The sequence below is a fragment of the Amycolatopsis sp. lyj-84 genome (assembly GCF_046549075.1).
Lineage (GTDB): Bacteria > Actinomycetota > Actinomycetes > Mycobacteriales > Pseudonocardiaceae > Amycolatopsis.
Genome location: NZ_JAJPWO010000001.1, coordinates 512,194 through 529,586 on the forward strand (window position 1 = coordinate 512,194; position 17,393 = coordinate 529,586).

Here is a 17,393-nt window from a genome sequence, read left to right on the forward strand (position 1 = left end):
GGAGAAGCTCAGACGGCGGCAGGTGCCTCGCGCCGCACGCGGTACAGCGCGGCGAGCATCAGCCCGGCGCCGAGGAAGCAGGCGAGCGCGTAGAGGCCGCTGCCGATCGGGGTGCCGGCTTCGGTGATGCCGCCCTCGGCGGCGAGGAAGGAAGGCAGTGCGCCGAGCCAGAACACGGCCATGACGCCCAGGTAGACGGCGGGATAGAACCTGGCGAAGGCGGGCAGGGGGAGGCCGGGGCCTCGGTGCCGGACGAAGATCCACGTGCCTGCCAGCCACAGCAAGGCCAGTTCGGCGCCGAGCACCCAGGCCTGCGCGGTGGTGTTCCCGGCGAACAGGCTCGACGGGAGTCCGGCGATCGCCATGGTCAGCGGGGTGAGCACACCGGCCAGCAGGATGCGTGCCGCGAGGGACCATCCGCGTCGTGTGCCGGTCAGGCGTACGACGAGGTAGGTCATCGCCCCCATGGAGACGGAGGCGAAGAGCAGCATGCTGTTCATGGGCACCGCGTCCAGCGCGGGCTGGTTGACGATCCGGTTGTTCCCGTTCCAGGCCCACCATTTCAGCTGGGGCCCGAGGTGATCGAAGACCTCGTAGAACACCTGACAGGCGAAAGCGACGGCCACCGATCCGATCAGCGCGCCGCGGGCGCGGAAGATCCCGAGTGACCGTACGAGCTCGTAGGCGAGCTGGCTGATCATCGGATAGAACGCCACGATGTAGAGCGGCAGCCGATCCGCCATGAACTGCACGCTGAACCGGTTGTGGGCGAAGATGAATCCGTACTGCCGCTCGAGGCCGAACCACTCCGGGAAGTACAGCGGCGGCTCGATGACGAAGAGGTAGACCAGGGAGGCGCACCACAGCGCCAGGTTGACCGGATCGCCCGCGCGGTGACGGCGGATCGCATGCACCAGCGCGAAGACGGCGCCGCCGATGACGAGCAGTTCCAGCAGCGGCATCGTCCAGTGCGCGGCTTCCCCAGGAGGGCGGATCGAAAGCCAGGGGGAAACGTCGTGGCAGTCGAACCCGAGACCGCGGGTGACGGCCTCCGCGTCCGGCCCGCAGACGGCGCTCATCGCGAAGCCGCCGGCGAGTAGTCCGTGACCGGCGGCTCGGCACGGGCATCGAAGTCGAAGGGAACCCGGTGCCGCCCCAGCGCGGCGCGGATCCGGTAGCGCAGGAGCCCCGCGAGCACCCGAGGATTGGTCATCATGTCGCGCAGTGACTCGTCGAGGTTGAACACCTTCGCGAAGTGCTCGTCCACCACGTCGTCCTCGCGGGACGCGCCGACGATGAGCCGGAACGCCGGGCCGGACACCGCCGCGAGGAGACGCCGCTTCCACTCCCCCGCTTTTTCGGTACCCACCGCGCAGGCATATCCCTGATCCCTCGCCATCGCCAAGCTCCAGGGCACGGCGAGCAGTTTCCGTTGCGCGGCCAGGAAACGGGCGGAGAATCGGGTGTCGAGACGGTCGGCACCCGCGAGGTGCCCTCGCAGCAGCAGCGCCGAACCGGCGGCGGAACTGATTCCCTGTGCGTAGAACGGGTTGAACGCGCAGATCGAGTCACCGACGAACGCCAGGCGCCCCGGCGGGGTGCGGAGACGGTCGTAGCGGCGCCATTTGTTGCCGGTCGACCGGGTCAGGTGCACCTCCGACGTCGGGGTGGACCGGTCCATCGCGGCCGCGAACAGCGGCGCCCGCACCCGGCGGGCCGACTCGACGAACGCCTCGGTGGTACGCGGCATTTCGAGTCCCCACGAGCCCATGCACGCGATGACGCGGTTCTCTTCGATGGGGAAGAAGTTGACCAGGAACTCGTGCTCGGCGGGATGCTGGCCCTTGTCGGGGGTCGGCATGATCACCAGGTGCCGCCACCACCAGGACGCGGGCCGCTCGTCGCGGGACGGCAGGTCGTACCAGCGCGAGGTGTAAGTGACCTTGGCGTCGAGGGTCCGCACCTCGGGCTCGGGCCACCCGGCGGCCGCCAGCCAGGCGCCGACCGAGGAGCCGCGGCCCATCGCGTCCACCACGAAATCGGCGTCGACGTGCTCGTCGCCGTCGCGTGTGGAGAACCCGACCCCGGTGACGTCGCCGTCCCGGGTGGTCAGGCCGCTCACCGCCACGCCTTCGCGGATCACGACCCCGGGCAGGGCACGGACCTTGTCGCGCAGCACGCGCTCGATGAGGATCCTCGAGCTGTAGATCATCGTCATCGCGCTGCGTTTCCGCGCCGACCAGCCCGCCCCGTCGAGATAGGCGGCGTCCATGGACGGCATGAGATGCAGTCCCCCGGCGGCGATGAGGTCGTCCTCGAACCCGGGGAACAGCTCGCCGATCGCGCGGCGGCCGGAGTTCAGCAGGAAGTGCGGGTGTTTGCTCTGCGGCACTCCGCGCCGGTGTTCGGCCTCGGCGGGCAGTTCGTCCCGTTCGAGCACCAGGACCTGGTCGAAGTAGGGGGCGAGTGCGCCCGCGGTGCAGAGGCCGGCGGCACTGCCACCGAGGACGACGGCGGTCTTGCCGAGTCGCATGAGGATCAGCTCCCAGCGTCATTCATACAAAGTGACAACGCCTGCATGAATGTATGAACGACGCCGGGAGCTGTCAAGAGCTCGAACTCAGTAGTCACGCTCCTCGTCGAACCACGACAGCGCGAGTTCCTCGGTGACGCCGAACGGCTCGCCGTCGACCAGGAGGGCGACCGCTTCACCGAGGTCTTCCCGTTCGATCGTGTCGATGTCGGGCCGGGTGTTGAACGCCCGGACGAAGTCGCGAACGACTTCCGCCGTCTCCGCCACAGACTTCGCGTTCTTGATGCCAAGCGCGGCGGCGCGGTAGGTCTTGGTGGCGAACCGGCCTGTCTTGGCGGGCCATTCGGAAAACGGCAACCCGTACTCCGTGACGAACCAGGCAGGGGCACGTAATTGCGACACTCCACTGTGTTCCCAGGTCCGGCCGGAACTCTTGGTCAGCCCGCGCAACTCGGATCGCAGGCGCTTTCCGGCTTCCTCCTCCACGTTCCAGGCCATGAACTGGTGCAGGTTCGGGAACTCTTCCAAAGCCGGAAAGGACGACAGATCGGGGCTGTCGGACAAGCGGAGGCTCTCCAGGTTTCTCAGCAGGGCCAACTGCTTCCAGGTTCACGAGGCGGCCGCTCAAACTCACCGACCTGGCGCCGGCGAACTGCGCCAACCCAGCGCAATCGAAGGCCTGACGCAGCGACGCACAGCTGACACTGACATTCGTCGCGGCCGCCAAGGCCGGGAAGTCCGGCAACCGCACCGGTTCACCGGCCAGGCCAGGCCGGATCGTGGGAGAGAAGGCCACCGACCCTGGCCCTGGATCCGAAGACGTCTTGGACGTGATGGCGCTGAGGAGCGAAAGGTCCCCTGCCACCGCGAACTCGTGGCGGCCGTCCGGTGACCGAGGTACGGCCACCTCCACCGGCGCCGTACCCAAACGAATCGTGAACACCGAGATCTTGGCCTGGCCCGCATCGACGGCGGCCGCGGTCATCGGAGCCCAATCGAACCGCTCGATCCGCCGGGTGCGGGCCCACTCCAGGAAACCCGTGTCATCGCCCCGGTAGGTGAAGTACCGGGGCCAGGGGTGGCCGACGGGCCCCGTGAAGTGATCGAAGACCGACCAATCGATCCGATCCCGAGGATCGACGATCGCGTCGGGCCGTCCACCGTCGCCGGTGGACGGCCCGATCACCAGGTTTCCCTGGCCCGGGGCGAGTTTTATCACGTGACTGTCCGGCCCCGTGAGTGACAGGACCAAGCGTTCGGCGTTCGGCACCGCTCCATGATGGCGAACAGCACCGACAAAACCCGCCACGCCGATCTCGGGCGGTCAGCGGATGTCGCGGACGAGGTCACCGATGGCGACGTCGACGTCCTGCCACTTGTACTCGTCCGTGTTGATCAGGAAGGTCACGGACCGCTGGCCGTCCTCGGTGACGGCGTTCCTGAACTCGTGGCCGCTCGGCATCCCGCCGCTGTGCCCCCAGGTCACGAGACCCGGCGTGAGCTCGTAGCGCTCGACGCCCAGGCCGTAGCCCTCGCCCGAGCCGTCGTCGACGGTCTTCTTCATCTCGGCGAGCTGGGCGGGCGCCAGCAGTTTCCCGGTCAGCAGCGCGTTCCAGAAGACGGTCGCGTCGGCGCCGGTCGAGATCAGCGCTCCCGACGCGTCGGGAGCGGACGTGTTCCATTCCGTCCTGTCCGCCAAGGCCCCGTTCCTGACCACGTAGCTCCGCAGTTCAGGCTTGGGGAGCGTGGTCCGGTCGCCGGGCCAGCTGGTGCCGCACAGGCCGAGGGGCCTGATGATCCGCTGGGTGATCTCGGTGCCGATGCTGCGGCCGGTCACCTTCGTGACGATCATGCCAGCCAGGTTGTAGTTGGTGTTGGAGTAGGCGAAGCCCGACGGGGCCCGGTCGTCGGGCGGGGGCAGGGCCAGCGCCTGCCGGACCGTCTGCAGGGGCTCGATGTGATCCCAGCGGTGCGCTTCCTCGTCTTCCCAGAACGGCGCGTCGAGGAAGTCGGGCAGGCCGCTCGTCTGCTGGAGGAGCTGCCGGACCGTGATCTTGCGCCCGTCGTAGTCCTTGGTGCGGATGAGTTTCGGGAAGAAATCCTCGACGGTGTCGTCGAGATCGATCCTGCCTTCGCCGACGAGCTGGAGGACGACCGTGGCCGTCCAGGTCTTGGTGTTGCTGCCGATCCGGCTGTGTTCGCCGCCGGTGACCTTGCGGCCCGTCGCCCGGTCGGCGACACCGACGCCGCCGGTCCACACGCCGCAGCGCGGGCTTTTCACCGTCACGGAGACCCCGGGGATACCGGCTTTCTTCAGTAATCCCAACGCGGTCTGGATGGGTTGGGGGTCGCATCGTGGCACCGCGGACGACGAGACGGGCACCGCCACCAAAGAAGCCGTGACCGCCAAGGTTGCGGCGACAGTGGTCCAACCTCGCATGATGTCTCCTTTCACTGTGGGTACAACTTCCGTGTCGTGACGGCGTAGCGATCGAGCACCGCCGGTAGCACGGTCGCTCCGCTGCCCGGACCGTCCGGAACGGACAGTGAGCCGCCGTCGAGCCGGAACGCTTCGGTGAGATCCTCGGCGTAGTAGCGGCTGGAGGCGGAGATGTCGTTCGGCAGCACGAATCCGGGCAGCGCGGCGAGCGCCAGGTTCTGCGCGCGACCGATCCCGGTTTCGAGCATTCCGCCACACCAGACGGGGATCCCCTGCGCCACACAGACATCGTGGATCCGGCGGGCCTCGAGGTAGCCCCCGACCCGGCTGGGCTTGATGTTGACGATGCGGCAGGCGCCCAGCGCGATCGCGGTGGCGGCGTCGCGCGCGGAGTGGATCGACTCGTCGAGGCAGAGGGGTGTGCGCAACAGCTTCGCCAGCTCGGCGTGGCCGCGCAAATCGTCCTCCGCGAGCGGTTGTTCGATCTGGACCAGGCCGAAGTCGTCGAGGCGGCGCAGGTGTTCGGCGTCGGTGAGCGAGTAGGCGGTGTTCGCGTCGACCTGCAACGCGGTGCCGTCACCGAACTCTCGGCGGACGGCGCGGACGGGCTCGAGGTCCCAGCCCGGTTCGATCTTGAGTTTGATCCGGACGTAGCCCTGCTCCAGATAGCCGGACACCGTTTCCAGCAGGTCCGCGATCGTGTCCGTGATCCCCACGGACACCCCCGCGGCGACGCGGTCGCGCACCCCGCCGAGGTAGGTCGCCAGCGGCATCTCGTGCGCGCGGCATTCGGCGTCGAGGATCGCCGTTTCGAGCAGTGCCTTGGCCATGGGGTTGCCTTTGACCGGGACCATCGCGCCGGCGATCCGGGCGGCGGTCGGCCGGTCCAGCGCGGTGACCCTCGGCACGAGATGATCGGTGAGGACACGTTCGGCCCCGGCGGCGAACTCCGCGCTGTACATCGGTTCGGGGTCTCCCCCGAACTCCGCCCAGCCTTCGGCGGCGTCGGTCACCACGTGCAGCAGCAGGGTGCGCCGCTCGGTGTCGATCCCGCACGAAGTCCTGAAAGGACGGACGAGGGGAAGGCGGACCTCGACGAGTTCGACGAGCTCGATCTTCACGGCTGCTCCGTTCTGGTCAGGCGGTACCAGCCGGCCCTGCTGAAGCCGGTCACGGTGAAACCCGCGTCGAAGGCCGGGAGCAGGACACCGCGGACCGCTTCCCGCCATGCGGCCGCGAGTTCCCTGTCCTCGCGGCGGGTGGCGACGATGTCGGCGGGAATCCGGCACCAGTGACCGTTTTCGTCCCGGGCGCTGAGCGCCCTGCCGTCCGGCGCGCGGGCCGCGTCGACCTCCGCGCTCCCGAAGTCGGGTCCGACGACGTGATCCGGTCGCGGCTCGGCGAGTGACCAGACGGCGGTGAGCCGATCGGTCTCGTCGTGCCCGTTGACACCGTCGTCGATGTGGCCGAAGAAGTTCACCCGGTACTCACCGGCGGTCGCGCCGAGTTTGGCCAGGTTGAAGTGGGCGTTGCGGCTCACCAGCGGATCGAAGGTCCAGATCATGGAGGTCGCGCCGTGGTCGAGCGCCCACACCCGCTGTGCCTGCTTGAGGGCGAAACCCACTCCGCGATCACTCGTGCGTGCGGCGGCGATCATCGAGTAGACGGCTCGGGAAGCAGGTCGGCAGAACAACAGCACGGAGGCCGCGATGACCTCGTCCCCGTCGCTGGAGTAGTGCACGGCGCCGCCGGCGTGCGCGAAGGCGCGCAACGCGTCGACTCCGAGCGGTGGCTGGTGTTCGGGTGTCTGCCATACCCCGGCGAGGAAACGCGAAACCGCCTCGACCGTGACGAGGTCTTCGGCCAGCCGGATCCGGACACCCGCACGGGCCGCGGCACGCGCGGCGACTTCGACGGCACTCGCCCGGGCCGCCGTGGGTACTGTCGTCGGGGCGGCCCGCGGCGCCCTGCCTGGAAGGTGCATGCTGACAGCCTCACGTCCACACTGGCCACCCGCCTACGAGTGCCGGTCCAGAGAATTCGTGAATGTTTTGTGCGACCGGCTAAAGAGGTGAACATGCTCGACACTGAGGAACCGGACCTCGGACAGGTCCTCGACGCACTGGGCGCTTCCCTGGTCCGGCCGTTGACCGCGCTGCCGGACCGGCCGGTCCCGGTCTCGAGCGTGCTCATCCACGAGCGACGTTCCCCGCTGCCTCCGGTGAAGGGCGCGATCCTGCTCGCCGTCGGGGTGGGCACGGCCGAGTCCCAGGCGAAAGACCTTGTCGAAGCCGCGGCCGAGGCCGGTCACGCGTGCGTGGTGGTGAAGAGTTTCGGCGAGCCGGTCGCGGAACTGGCCGAAGCCGCACAGCGGTCCGGTCTCGTTCTGCTCGCCGCCGACGAAGCCGTGGCCTGGCACCATCTCGACGCCATGATCTCCTCGGCCCTCGCCTCCGCGGCGCGGGCCACGCAGGGCACCGGCAGCCCGGCCGTCGGCGATCTTTTCGCACTGGCCAACGCGATCGCGGGCATGGTCGGCGGGGCGACCACGATCGAGGATCCGTACCGGCGCATCCTTTCCTACTCGACGCTGCCCGGTCAGGGCATCGACGAGGGCCGCCGCCAGGGCATTCTCGGCCTCCAGGTGCCGGACGCCCCGGACCATTACGACGAGCAGTACCAGGCGCTCACCCAGGCTCGGCGCACCTGCCGGTTCCCGGCCATTCCCGGCGGTCTCCCCCGCCTCGGCGTCGCGGTTCGCGCCGGGAACGAGGTACTCGGGTCGATCTGGGTCGTCGACGCGGAGAACGGTCTCGATCAGGCGGCCGATCAGGCCCTCTTCGACGCCGCGGACATCGCCGCGCTGCATCTGCTCGCGGCCCGGACCGCGGACGACGCCGTCCGGCGCCGTCGCGCGGACCTGGTGCGGCGGCTGCTCGCCGACCCGGGCAGTGTCACCGCCGTGGCCCCGCAACTCGGCCTGGACCCGAACGCCGGGGTGGCGGTGGCCGCGTTCGCGATCGGTCCCGAAGACGCCGACGAGGTGCTCGCGGTCCACGCGGCCACCCGGCTCGCCGACCTGGTGAGCCTGCACTGCGAGGCCCACTACGGCAAACACGGCTGCGCGCTGATCGACGGCACGGTCTACGCGCTGTTGCCGGGCGGGCCGGCGCCGAACGCGCACCGCGATCTCGTCGCCGGGATCGCCCGGCGAGCACACGGCGCGCTGCGGGTGCGCGTCCAAGCGGGTCTCGGTTCGCTGGTCCCCGACCTCCGCTCGATCGCGAACTCGCGCGCCGACGCGGACCTGGTCCTCCGCGCGCTCACCGAACGGCCGGGCGAGCCGGAGGCCTGTCAGGTGGCCTCGATCGACGAGGTGTGGGCAGGCGCGACGCTGTCCGCCCTGGCCCAGATCCTCGTCGCGCACGAGGCGCTGCCCCGCAGGCTCGGGCCGTCGATCCGCGCGCACGACCTCGAGCACGGCACGACCTACGCGTCCACCCTCCTCGCCTACCTGGACTCCAACAGCGACACCGCGGCCGCGTCCAGCCTGCTTTCCGTGCACCCGAACACGATCCGGTACCGGCTGTCCCGCGCCGAGGAGATCTTCGGCTTCGATCTCGCCGACCCGGACGAGCGCCTGGTGCTGTGGCTGCGGTTGCGGCTGGGCGATCAGCTCGGCTGGTGAGCGTCACCGGCGCCGTCGGAGCGCCCGTCCGGCGAGTGTCCCGGTCGGCTTGCCGTCCTGGAACGCGATACGGCCGTTGACCAGGACGTGACGCATGCCGTCGGCGTACCGGTGCGGCTCGAGGTAGGTGGCGTTGTCCTGGACCTCTTCGGGCACGAAGACTGTCAGATCCGCGAAGGCGCCGGGACGGACCACGCCGCGATCGGCCAGCCTGAGGTTCTCCGCGGGCAGGCTCGTCATGCACCGCACGGCTTGTTCGAGGGTCAGCACTCCCTCACGGACGTAGCGTCCGGCCACGCGGGCGAAGGCGCCGTACGTGCGGGGATGGATGGAGGTGTCGGTGAACGGCGGCTCCGCGGCGAGGGCCTCCGAGTCCGTGCACACCGACACCCACGGGAACCGGAGCGCGCGCAGGACGTGTGCCTCGGACGAGGTGAACTCGGCCACCAGGAGCTTCGGATGCGCGGCGACGATGTCGAGCAGGGTGTCGAGAGGGTCGCTGTCGCCCCAGGTGGCGCTGACCTCGGCGAGTGTCCTGCCTTTGAGTTCTCCGTCGCCGAGCAGGAGGATCCCGTCCGCGCCGCCCGATCCGAGGTACAGGTTGTCCCAGTCCGTCCCGGGACTGCCGATGGCCGTCTTGATCGCGGCCCTGGTCTCCCCGTCCGCGATCCGGGCGGCCAGTTCACCGTGACCGCCCTCGTGGAACTTCGGCGGGATGAACGCCGAAAGGAACGTGGAACCCGCCTCGTACGGGTAGACGTCCGCGGTCACCTGGATCCCGGCCGCTCTCGCCTGCTCCACCCGTTCGTACACGCTGTTCATCGCGGGCCAGTTCTCGCGGCCGGAAGCCTTCAGGTGGTAGATCTCCGCCCGGGCGGTGGACTCCCTCGCGATCCGGATGAGTTCGTCGACGGACTCCAGGAGCCTCTCGGACTCACCCCTGATGTGGGAGATGTAGAGCGCGTCGTGCCGGGCGAGGACCCGCGCGTACGCGATCAGTTCCTCGGTGGAGGCATAGCTTCCCGGCGAATAGATCAACGCGGATCCCACGCCGAGGGCACCGTCGGCGAGCTCGGCGTCGAGCAGCTCGCAGGCGGCGGCCAGTTCGTCGTCGGTCAACGGCCGGTCCTCGTTGCCGGCGAAGGGCATCCGCAGGTTCTCCGCGCCGACGAAGCTGCCGACGTTCAGGCCGACCCCGGCCTTCTCGAGGTAGCCGAGAAAGTCACCGAGACGAGGCCAGCTCGTCCGGACGCCGTACTGCTGCGGCTCGCCGCCGACGATGTCGGCCATCTTGCCGGTGACCGGTCCCAGCGACCGTCCCTCGCCGAAGATCTCCGTGGTGATCCCCTGGTACAGATCGGAAAGGCCCCGGGGGTCCAGTTGCAGGGTTTCGTAGCCGTGGCTGAGGACGTTGATGAACCCCGGCGCGACCACGCAGCCCTCGGCGTCCAGCACCGGGCAGCCGGAGTCGGGAAGTTCTCCGACGGCTTCGACGCGGTCCCCGGAGATCGCAACGTCGGCCCGACGGGCGGGGGCTCCCGTGCCGTCGACGACCGAACCTCCCCGGATGACGAGTTCTGGAGGCACTGTGTGTCCTTTCTCGAGTGGGCCTCGTGAGTGGTAAGGACGGTTAGAACCGCCCTTACCACTCACGAGATCAGGCGTGCAGGCAAGCGACTTCGTGGCCGGAATCCGCGTCCCCCGGTCCGGCCCGCAGTGCCGGATCCGAGACCTCGCAGTCGTTTTCGCCGACCGGGCAGCGGGAACGGAACCGGCATCCCGGCGGGATGTCGACCGGATCCGGGGTCTCGCCGGTGAGCAACCGCGGCTTCGTCCGCTCCCCCGGCTCCCGTTTGGGCACGGCGGACAGCAATGCCTTGGTGTAGGGATGTTTGGGGTGGTGGACCACGTCGTGGGCGCGTCCCTGTTCGACGATCCTGCCGAGGTACATCACGACGATCCGGTCGGCGAAATGCGCGGCCGTGGACAGGTCGTGGGTGATCATCAGGATCCCCGTGTCCCGGTCCTTGCGGAGGGTGTCCAGCAAGGTGAGCACCCCGGCGCGGACGGAGACGTCCAGCATCGAAACCGGTTCGTCGGCCAGCAGGACGTCGGGATCGAGGACGAGTGCGGCGGCAATGGCGACCCGTTGCCGCTGGCCACCGGAGAGCTCGTGCGGGTAGCGGTCGAGGAATGCCTTGGCAGGCGCGAGTCCACTGCGTTCGAGGGACTCCTCGATCAAGGTGGCGCGCGCCTCCTTGGAATCACCGATGCCGTGGATCAGCATCGGTTCCTCCAGGATGTCCCGGACCCGGCACAACGGATCCAGTGACTCGTACGGATCCTGGTAGATCATCTGGACCCGGCGGCGAACGGGTCGTTTCGCGCGCTCGGAAAGCCCGCTGATCTCCGCGCCGTCGAGCCGGACCGATCCGGCCGTCGGCCGGACGAGCCCGCAGATCGCCGAGGCGGTGGTGGACTTCCCGCAGCCGGACTCGCCGACGACGGCGACCATCTCGCCGCGGCCGAGGCGGAAACTGACGCCGTCCACCGCGTGCACGACGCTTCGGGGACGTCTGGCCAGCGCCTGGACGACGCCGCGCCGCACCGGGTAGTGGATCGCGAGGTCCTCGACCTCGAGCAGGGCCTGATTCATCGTGACTCCACCGGTTCTTCGTTGCGGAAACAGGCGGCGCGATGGCCGGGCCCGGCGGTGCGCAGCAACGGATGCTCGCCGCCACAGCGGTCCATCGGCACGTCGCACCGGGGCCGGAAGGCGCAGCCGGTGATCTCGGCGTCCAGCCTCGGCGGCGCGCCGGGAATGGAGACGAGCGGTTCCCGCCCGTACAGATCCGGCGTGGCCGCGAACAGCAGCCGGGTGTACGGATGCCGGGAGGCCGACGTGAGCTCGTCCGCCGGACCGTCCTCGACCATCTTCCCGGCGTACATCACCGCGGCCCGGTGACAGAACTGCGTCACCACCGGCAGGTCGTGGGTGACCAGGACCAGCGCCATGCCGAGTTCGTCGGTCAGCCGGGTGAGCAGTTCGAGGATCTGCGCCTGGACCATCACGTCCAGCGCCGTCGTCGGTTCGTCGGCGAGCAGGATCTTCGGCTCGCAGGCCAGCGCCATCGCGATGGAGAGCCGCTGGCGCATGCCACCGGAGAACTCGTGCGGATAGCGGTTCGCGGCCGCGGCGGGGATGCCGACGAGTTCGAGCAGCTCCCGGACCCGTTCGCGGGCCCGCTTCCCGCGGGCGACGCCGTGGTGGGCCATCGGTTCGGCGATCTGCCAGCCCACCGTCTTGACCGGGTTGAGCGCGTTCATCGCGCCCTGGAACACCATCGCGATGTCCCGCCAGCGGTGGCCGCGGACCGAGTCCTCGCCGTCGGCCAGGATGTCCGTGCCGTCGATCCGGACCTGGCCGGAGACCGACGCGGTCGCCGGGAGCAGTCCCATCAACGCGAGGATGGTGGTGGTCTTCCCGCAGCCGGACTCTCCGACGAGGCCGAACCGCTCGCTGGGCTCTAGTGCGAAACTCACGCCGTCGACCGGGTGGACCTGGCCGCCGTGCGGCAGATCGAACCAGACGTGCAGATCGCTGACTTCCAACACGCTCATCGGGCGTTCGCCCCCTTCGCGACGAGGGCGCGCAGACGCCAGCGCCGCCCCGAGAGATGCGAGACCTTGAGCCGGGGGTTCAGCGCGTCTTCGATGGCCCGCCCGAGCAGGAAGCACCCGATGCTCACCGCGGCGATGACGAAGCCGTCGGGCACGATCGCCCACCAGGCACCGGAACTGATCGCGGTCCGCGCGAACGCGTGTTCCAGGATCGTGCCCCAGGTCGTGACGCTGGGATCCTGCAGGCCGAGGAAGGCCAGCGCGGTCTCCAGGTAGATCGCCGCCGAAACGGTCAGCACGGTGTTGGCGATCAGCAGCGGTCCGACGTGGGGAAGGATGTGCCGGACGATCACCCGGCCGTTGCTCGCGCCGAGTCCTCTCGCGCGTTTGACATAAGCCCGTTCGCGCAACGACATCACCTCGGCGCGGACGATCCGGGCGGTGGAAGTCCATTGCAGCAGGCCGATCACCAGGATCACGTGGAACAGGCTCGGCCCCCACACCGCGGCGATCACCATCGCCAGCACCAGATCCGGCAGGACCAGCAGGACGTCGGTGACGCGCATCAGGACGGTGTCGGGCCAGCCCCCGAAGTAGCCCGCCACGATGGCGACCGTGCCGCCGATCGCCATCGAGACCAGGGTCGCGGTGAACGCGACGACGAGCGAGGTCTGCCCGCCGTGCATGAGCAGGGAAACCATGTCGACGCCGCCGTCGTCACAGCCGAGCCAATGCCGCGCGGACGGGGGTTCGAAGACGGCGCAACTGCTCTCGACAGCGCTGTGCGGCGAAAGATAGGGCGCGAGAATCGAGACCAGCACAAAAAGCGCGATGAGCGCCAGCCCGACCGCCGCGGACTTGTGGTCGCGCAGCACTTTGCGGAAGATCCCGGCCCGGCCGTCGGCCCCGGTGTCACCGATGCGGACGCTCATGCGCTCACCCTTCGATCGAGTCGGAAACAGACCAGATCGGCGACGAAGTTCAGCAGGATCACCGAGACGGTCAGGATCAGGAAGGCGCCCTGGATCATCGGGTAGTCCCGCTGGCCGATCGCGGTGAAGGTGGCCATGCCGAGGCCCGGCCAGCTGAAGATCACCTCGACCAGCACCGCGCCGCCCACCACGTAGCCGAGGTCGAGCGCGACCATGGTGACGATCGGCAGCAGGGCGTTGCGGACGGCGTGACGCCAGACCACCCGGCGGGCGGGGATCCCCTTCGCCCGCGCTGTCAGTACGTAGTCCTCGCCGAGTGTCTCCAGCACCGAGGACCGGACGACCAGCGTGTAGCCGCCGTACGCGGTGAGGATCATGGTCGCCGCGGGCAGGACCAGGTGACCGCCCACGTCCGCCGCGTGCTGCCAGAACGGCGGGCTGTCGAACAGGAACTGGTCCGACATCCCGCCCGCCGGCAGGACCCCGGCGAAGAGGATCAGCAGGACGAGGCCGAGCCACTGTGCGGGGAACGAATAGACCAGGGTCGCCACGCCGGTGTTGAGGTGGTCGAGCGGAGAGGATCGTCGCCAGGCGGACATGACGCCGGAGAGGATCCCGATGAAGATCGCTCCCAGCGTGCCGACACCGGCCAGCACCACCGTGTTCTCGAGGTCGTCCAGCAACAGATGACTCACGGATTCCTGGTAGGTGAAGGAAACCCCGAGATCACCGTGCAGCAGGTTCTTCAGGTAGATGAGGTACTGGTCCCATTTGGACTTGTCCAGGCCGAACCGGACCATCAGGGCGTGCTGCAGCTCCGGGGTGGAATGGGGCACCTTGGCCAGATTGCTCACCGCGTCGCCGGGCAGCACCCGGAACAGGAAGAAATTGCCGGTGATCGCGAGGAAGATCGTCACCAGGGAGAAGATCCCCCGGCGCAGTACGTACTCCAGGACGCGCATGGCTCAGCCCGCCCGTCGCACGGAAAGAAGCGGGATCTTCGACTCCGAGGAGAACGAGTTGCCGCCCACCTGCGGGAGATCGACCCACTCCCGCGAATGCGCTTCGATCGAATCGGGATAGGCGATCACCAGCAGTACCCGTTCGCGGGCGGCGAGCCGCTGCATCTCGTCGACGATCCCGTGCCGTTCGGCGGGCGTCATCGCGGCGCCTTGCCGCGCGTACAGGTCGTCCCATTCCTCGCTGCAGTACCCGGTGTCGTTGAGGATCCCCCAGCTTTGACAGGTCAGGTAGTTGAGCGTGTCGTCGGGATCGCCCGTCCCGCCGCTCCAGCCCCACATGGTCATCGCGAAGTCCTGGGACTCGTTGGCCATCACCGCCTCGTTGGCCGCCGCGTTGTCCAGCAGCTTCGCGGTGAGGCGCACGCCGATCTTCGCGAAGTCGGACCGGATGATCTGGAACGAGCGCAGGCCCGCGCCGCCGTAGGTGTCCTCCGGCAGGATGACCGGGTAGTCCATCGGGTGGCCGTTCGCGATCCGGGTCCCGTCCGGGCCCCGCCGGTAGCCGGCCTGGTCGAGCAGCCGGTTCGCGGCGCCGAGGTCGAACGGGGTCGGCTGGAGCGAGCGGTCGGCCCAGTTCGCGGTACCCGGCGGGATGATCGACGCCCCGGGGCGGCCGTGTCCGAGCAACGAGGTCTCGACGATCTGCGCGCGGTTGATCGTGTGGTCGAAGGCCTGGCGCAGCAACGGGTCGGCCAGCTCCCGGTGCTCGGGTCGCTGCTTCGGGTTCGCGTTGACGGTGATGCTCTCGAATCTCAGTCCCGGCGAGGAGATGACCTCGAACCCCGCGGACTCGAGGTTGGCGACCGAAGTGGACGGTACCGTCCGGACGGCGTCGAGCTGGCGGCTCTTCAGCGCCGTGATCATCGCGTCGTCGGAGCTGAAGAACTGGATCCCGAAACCCGCGATATGCGGTTTCGGTCCGTAATAGGCCGGATTGCGTTTGAACAAGGCGACCTGCTTGGGTACGTGCCGGACGAGGACGAACGGACCACCGGAGACGACCGGGGCGTTGTTCGGGAAGGTGGTCAGTGCCTCCCCGTCGCCGCCGGCGTACTCGCGCCAGACGTGCTCGGGCAGGATCGGCACGCTCATGAGCCGGTTGAGCACGTTCGCGACGGGACGGGAATACCGCAGTACCAAGGTGTTCGGGTCAGGCGTGCTCGCTTCGTCCAAATCGGACACATAGTTGGCGAGGCCCGCGGTAGGCCCGTCCTTGAACGCGGCGATCGTGTTCAAGGTCCACGCCGCGTCGGCTGCCGTGAGCGGCTTGCCGTCCGACCAGGTGGCACCGGGATGCGTGCGGAAGGTCCAGGTCCGCCCGTCCTCCGAGGTGGTCCAGGTGCTCGCGAACTCGGCGACGAACCTGCCTTCCGGATCCAGCTGGACCAGCGTCGGATAGATCTGCTCGTACACCGCGAACGCCGTCGTCACCACGGAGACGAACGGGTTCATCGAGTCGATGGCCTGATCGGAGCCGAGGCGGTAGATGTCACCGTCGGCGGTTTGACTTCCGGCACGGGCGCAGGCGCTCAGGCCACTGCAGGCCAGGAGCACCGCGGCGAGTGCCGCTAACGCTTTTCTCATCGATTCCACCTACGGGGTGAACGTGCGGTACAAGGGACATCCGGAGTAGTCGGCGCGGATCGCGGCCCCGTCGATGACGACGTCGAAACGCAGCCGCTCGGGCGACCGCTCGTCGGATCCGACGCGGAAGGCACCGTCCGGCAAGGGAACGAGCTGTTCCGGCTCGCCGCCGCAGACCGAGACCCACAGCTTGTCCCCGGATGCGTGGACGTGGAGATTCGACAGCCAGGGGTTGTGGCAGCGGTAATGCCCGACCAAGGCCGCCCATCGCTCCGGCGGGTTCTCCGCGGCTGGCGGTGGAGCAGGTTTCTTCAGCGGCGGCGTGAACTCGGGCGACGGCACACCGTCACGCTCCGCCCGCTCGGCCGCGACCAGGTGCACGGCCAAGTCCAGCCACGGTCCGACACCGTTGGCCAGGACGGCGGCGCCGATCCCCGCGTCGAGGTCGCAGGCGATCGCCGCGTGGTAGCCGATCATCCCGCCGGTGTGCCAGGTGTGCGGACGGCCGTCGAGGTCACCGACCTGCATGCCGAGCCCGTACGCGCAGCCCGGGTAGTCCTCCTCGTCGAGGATGGCGGGCGTGAGCATCTCCCTCACCTGCCCCGTGTCCCTGCCGATCAGGAGCCGCAGCCAGGCCGTCATGTCTCTCGCCGTCGCCGCGACACAGCCGTCCGCGGTGGCGTTCTCGATCCAGGTCGCGGGGACGACGCCGTCTTCCCGGACGGGGTGACGGTCGTCGTAGCGCGGTTCGTACCCCACCGCCAGGCGCGACCGGAGGTCATGGGTGACCGCGGGTGCGGAGGCGTGCATCCCGAGTGAGGCGAGCAGCTCGCCGAGAAGCTCGTGATACGGCCGCCGGTGGACGGCCTCCAGCACGAGGCCGAGCGCCTTGTACCCGGCGTTCGAATAGTGGAACCAGGTTCCCGGCGGCGTCGTCGCCTCCGTGTCCCGCAGCGCCCACACCTCGAAGGTGGCGTCCGGGGAGACGTCCGGACCGGCGATGATCCCCGCCGTATGGGTCATCAGGTGGCGGAGCGTGATCGGCTCGTGGCTCGATCGCACGGAGAACCACGGCAGGTAGGCCGTGACCGGGGAGTCCAGGTCGACGAGGCCCGCGTCGCGGGCACGCAACAGCAGGACGCAGGTCATCCCCTTGGTGATCGACCCGATCTCGAAGAGCGTGTCCCCGGTGACCGGCGAACCGGCGGCCTGGTCGGCGTGCCCGAACACTCCGGACGAGACGACTTCCTCGCGGTCGGTGACCGCCACGGACAGGCCCGTGGCGAACGACCGATCGCACAATGTCTTTCGGCAAACTTCGTCCGGCACGAAGGACGCGGCTGCGCTCATGCTGACTGGAACCTCCGGGACCTCGGCGTCCGATGGGGCGCCAGTATGTGTCCCGGCCGAAACAGAGCACTTTGGACGAGCCGCCAGAGATTCGGGCACGGCCTTGTGGGCCCGGCCATAGCAGCGTCGGACCGTCTACTGTGGACCGCGCCATGGCGGGGATGGAAGATCCCGAACAGGAGGAGGACTTCGCCGACAGGATGCGGCAGGACGACAAGGTCGC

At 68.9% G+C, this 17,393-nt stretch carries 14 protein-coding genes; 1 reads left to right on the forward strand and 13 read right to left on the reverse strand.

The window, feature by feature from the left end:
• Positions 1–8: 8 nt before the first annotated feature.
• The 6 genes from ACLJRM_RS02680 to ACLJRM_RS02705 form a co-directional block, all read right to left on the reverse strand.
• Positions 9–1,079, reverse strand: coding sequence for a hypothetical protein (locus ACLJRM_RS02680; protein WP_410662137.1), 1,071 nt, complete (start codon positions 1,077–1,079; stop codon positions 9–11).
• A complete protein-coding gene (locus tag ACLJRM_RS02685; protein ID WP_410662138.1) occupies positions 1,076–2,533 on the reverse strand; it encodes an FAD-dependent oxidoreductase in 1,458 nt (485 codons plus the stop codon). Before ACLJRM_RS02685 ends, ACLJRM_RS02680 begins: the two co-directional genes overlap by 4 nt.
• Before the next feature lie 87 nt (positions 2,534–2,620).
• Positions 2,621–3,130, reverse strand: a complete 510-nt coding sequence (locus ACLJRM_RS02690) for a hypothetical protein (protein ID WP_410662139.1) — start codon at positions 3,128–3,130, stop codon at positions 2,621–2,623.
• A gap of 727 nt (positions 3,131–3,857) precedes the next feature.
• Positions 3,858–4,973, reverse strand: coding sequence for a serine hydrolase domain-containing protein (locus tag ACLJRM_RS02695; protein WP_410662140.1), 1,116 nt, complete (start codon positions 4,971–4,973; stop codon positions 3,858–3,860).
• Between the two features lie 11 nt (positions 4,974–4,984).
• Positions 4,985–6,094, reverse strand: a complete 1,110-nt coding sequence (gene menC / locus ACLJRM_RS02700) for an o-succinylbenzoate synthase (protein ID WP_410662141.1) — start codon at positions 6,092–6,094, stop codon at positions 4,985–4,987.
• A complete protein-coding gene (locus ACLJRM_RS02705; protein WP_410662142.1) occupies positions 6,091–6,957 on the reverse strand; it encodes a hypothetical protein in 867 nt (288 codons plus the stop codon). Before ACLJRM_RS02705 ends, menC begins: the two co-directional genes overlap by 4 nt.
• Before the next feature lie 93 nt (positions 6,958–7,050).
• Here ACLJRM_RS02705 and ACLJRM_RS02710 point away from each other — a divergent pair, with 93 nt between their 5' ends.
• A complete protein-coding gene (locus tag ACLJRM_RS02710; RefSeq protein WP_410662143.1) occupies positions 7,051–8,661 on the forward strand; it encodes a helix-turn-helix domain-containing protein in 1,611 nt (536 codons plus the stop codon).
• A 3-nt stretch (positions 8,662–8,664) separates the two neighbouring features.
• Here the strand turns inward: ACLJRM_RS02710 and ACLJRM_RS02715 are convergent, their stop codons facing one another.
• The 7 genes from ACLJRM_RS02715 to ACLJRM_RS02745 all read right to left on the reverse strand — a co-directional run bounded on the left by ACLJRM_RS02715 (position 8,665) and on the right by ACLJRM_RS02745 (position 17,170).
• Positions 8,665–10,248: an N-acyl-D-amino-acid deacylase family protein gene (locus ACLJRM_RS02715; RefSeq protein WP_410662144.1), complete on the reverse strand. Its 1,584-nt coding sequence runs from the start codon at positions 10,246–10,248 to the stop codon at positions 8,665–8,667.
• Positions 10,249–10,318: 70 nt separating this feature from the next.
• Positions 10,319–11,317: an ABC transporter ATP-binding protein gene (locus ACLJRM_RS02720; RefSeq protein ID WP_410662145.1), complete on the reverse strand. Its 999-nt coding sequence runs from the start codon at positions 11,315–11,317 to the stop codon at positions 10,319–10,321.
• The gene (locus ACLJRM_RS02725) at positions 11,314–12,282 is read right to left on the reverse strand and encodes an ABC transporter ATP-binding protein (RefSeq protein ID WP_101607523.1); all 969 of its coding nucleotides are present in this window, start codon (positions 12,280–12,282) and stop codon (positions 11,314–11,316) included. Before ACLJRM_RS02725 ends, ACLJRM_RS02720 begins: the two co-directional genes overlap by 4 nt.
• Positions 12,279–13,214, reverse strand: a complete 936-nt coding sequence (locus ACLJRM_RS02730; RefSeq protein WP_410662146.1) for an ABC transporter permease — start codon at positions 13,212–13,214, stop codon at positions 12,279–12,281. The genes ACLJRM_RS02725 and ACLJRM_RS02730 overlap by 4 nt, the downstream gene beginning before the upstream one ends.
• Entirely contained in the window at positions 13,211–14,176 is a 966-nt protein-coding gene (locus ACLJRM_RS02735) for an ABC transporter permease (RefSeq protein WP_101607521.1), read from the reverse strand. Before ACLJRM_RS02735 ends, ACLJRM_RS02730 begins: the two co-directional genes overlap by 4 nt.
• A 3-nt stretch (positions 14,177–14,179) precedes the next feature.
• Positions 14,180–15,820, reverse strand: coding sequence for an ABC transporter substrate-binding protein (locus ACLJRM_RS02740; RefSeq protein WP_101607520.1), 1,641 nt, complete (start codon positions 15,818–15,820; stop codon positions 14,180–14,182).
• A 9-nt stretch (positions 15,821–15,829) separates the two neighbouring features.
• Complete coding sequence (locus ACLJRM_RS02745; RefSeq protein ID WP_410662147.1) at positions 15,830–17,170, reverse strand: serine hydrolase domain-containing protein; 1,341 nt, start codon at positions 17,168–17,170, stop codon at positions 15,830–15,832.
• Positions 17,171–17,393: the final 223 nt, after the last annotated feature.

Excerpts from the sequence above, each read along its gene's own strand:
- ACLJRM_RS02680 (WP_410662137.1), bottom strand. The coding sequence starts at position 1,079 with ATGAGCGCCGTCTGCGGGCCGGACGCGGAGGCCGTCACCCGCGGTCTC.
- ACLJRM_RS02695 (WP_410662140.1), bottom strand. The coding sequence starts at position 4,973 with ATGCGAGGTTGGACCACTGTCGCCGCAACCTTGGCGGTCACGGCTTCT.
- ACLJRM_RS02745 (WP_410662147.1), bottom strand. The coding sequence starts at position 17,170 with ATGAGCGCAGCCGCGTCCTTCGTGCCGGACGAAGTTTGCCGAAAGACA.
- ACLJRM_RS02720 (WP_410662145.1), bottom strand. The coding sequence starts at position 11,317 with ATGAATCAGGCCCTGCTCGAGGTCGAGGACCTCGCGATCCACTACCCG.
- ACLJRM_RS02705 (WP_410662142.1), bottom strand. The coding sequence starts at position 6,957 with ATGCACCTTCCAGGCAGGGCGCCGCGGGCCGCCCCGACGACAGTACCC.
- ACLJRM_RS02710 (WP_410662143.1), top strand. The coding sequence starts at position 7,051 with ATGCTCGACACTGAGGAACCGGACCTCGGACAGGTCCTCGACGCACTG.
- ACLJRM_RS02735 (WP_101607521.1), bottom strand. The coding sequence starts at position 14,176 with ATGCGCGTCCTGGAGTACGTACTGCGCCGGGGGATCTTCTCCCTGGTG.
- ACLJRM_RS02725 (WP_101607523.1), bottom strand. The coding sequence starts at position 12,282 with ATGAGCGTGTTGGAAGTCAGCGATCTGCACGTCTGGTTCGATCTGCCG.
- ACLJRM_RS02685 (WP_410662138.1), bottom strand. The coding sequence starts at position 2,533 with ATGCGACTCGGCAAGACCGCCGTCGTCCTCGGTGGCAGTGCCGCCGGC.
- ACLJRM_RS02740 (WP_101607520.1), bottom strand. The coding sequence starts at position 15,820 with ATGAGAAAAGCGTTAGCGGCACTCGCCGCGGTGCTCCTGGCCTGCAGT.
- ACLJRM_RS02730 (WP_410662146.1), bottom strand. The coding sequence starts at position 13,214 with ATGAGCGTCCGCATCGGTGACACCGGGGCCGACGGCCGGGCCGGGATC.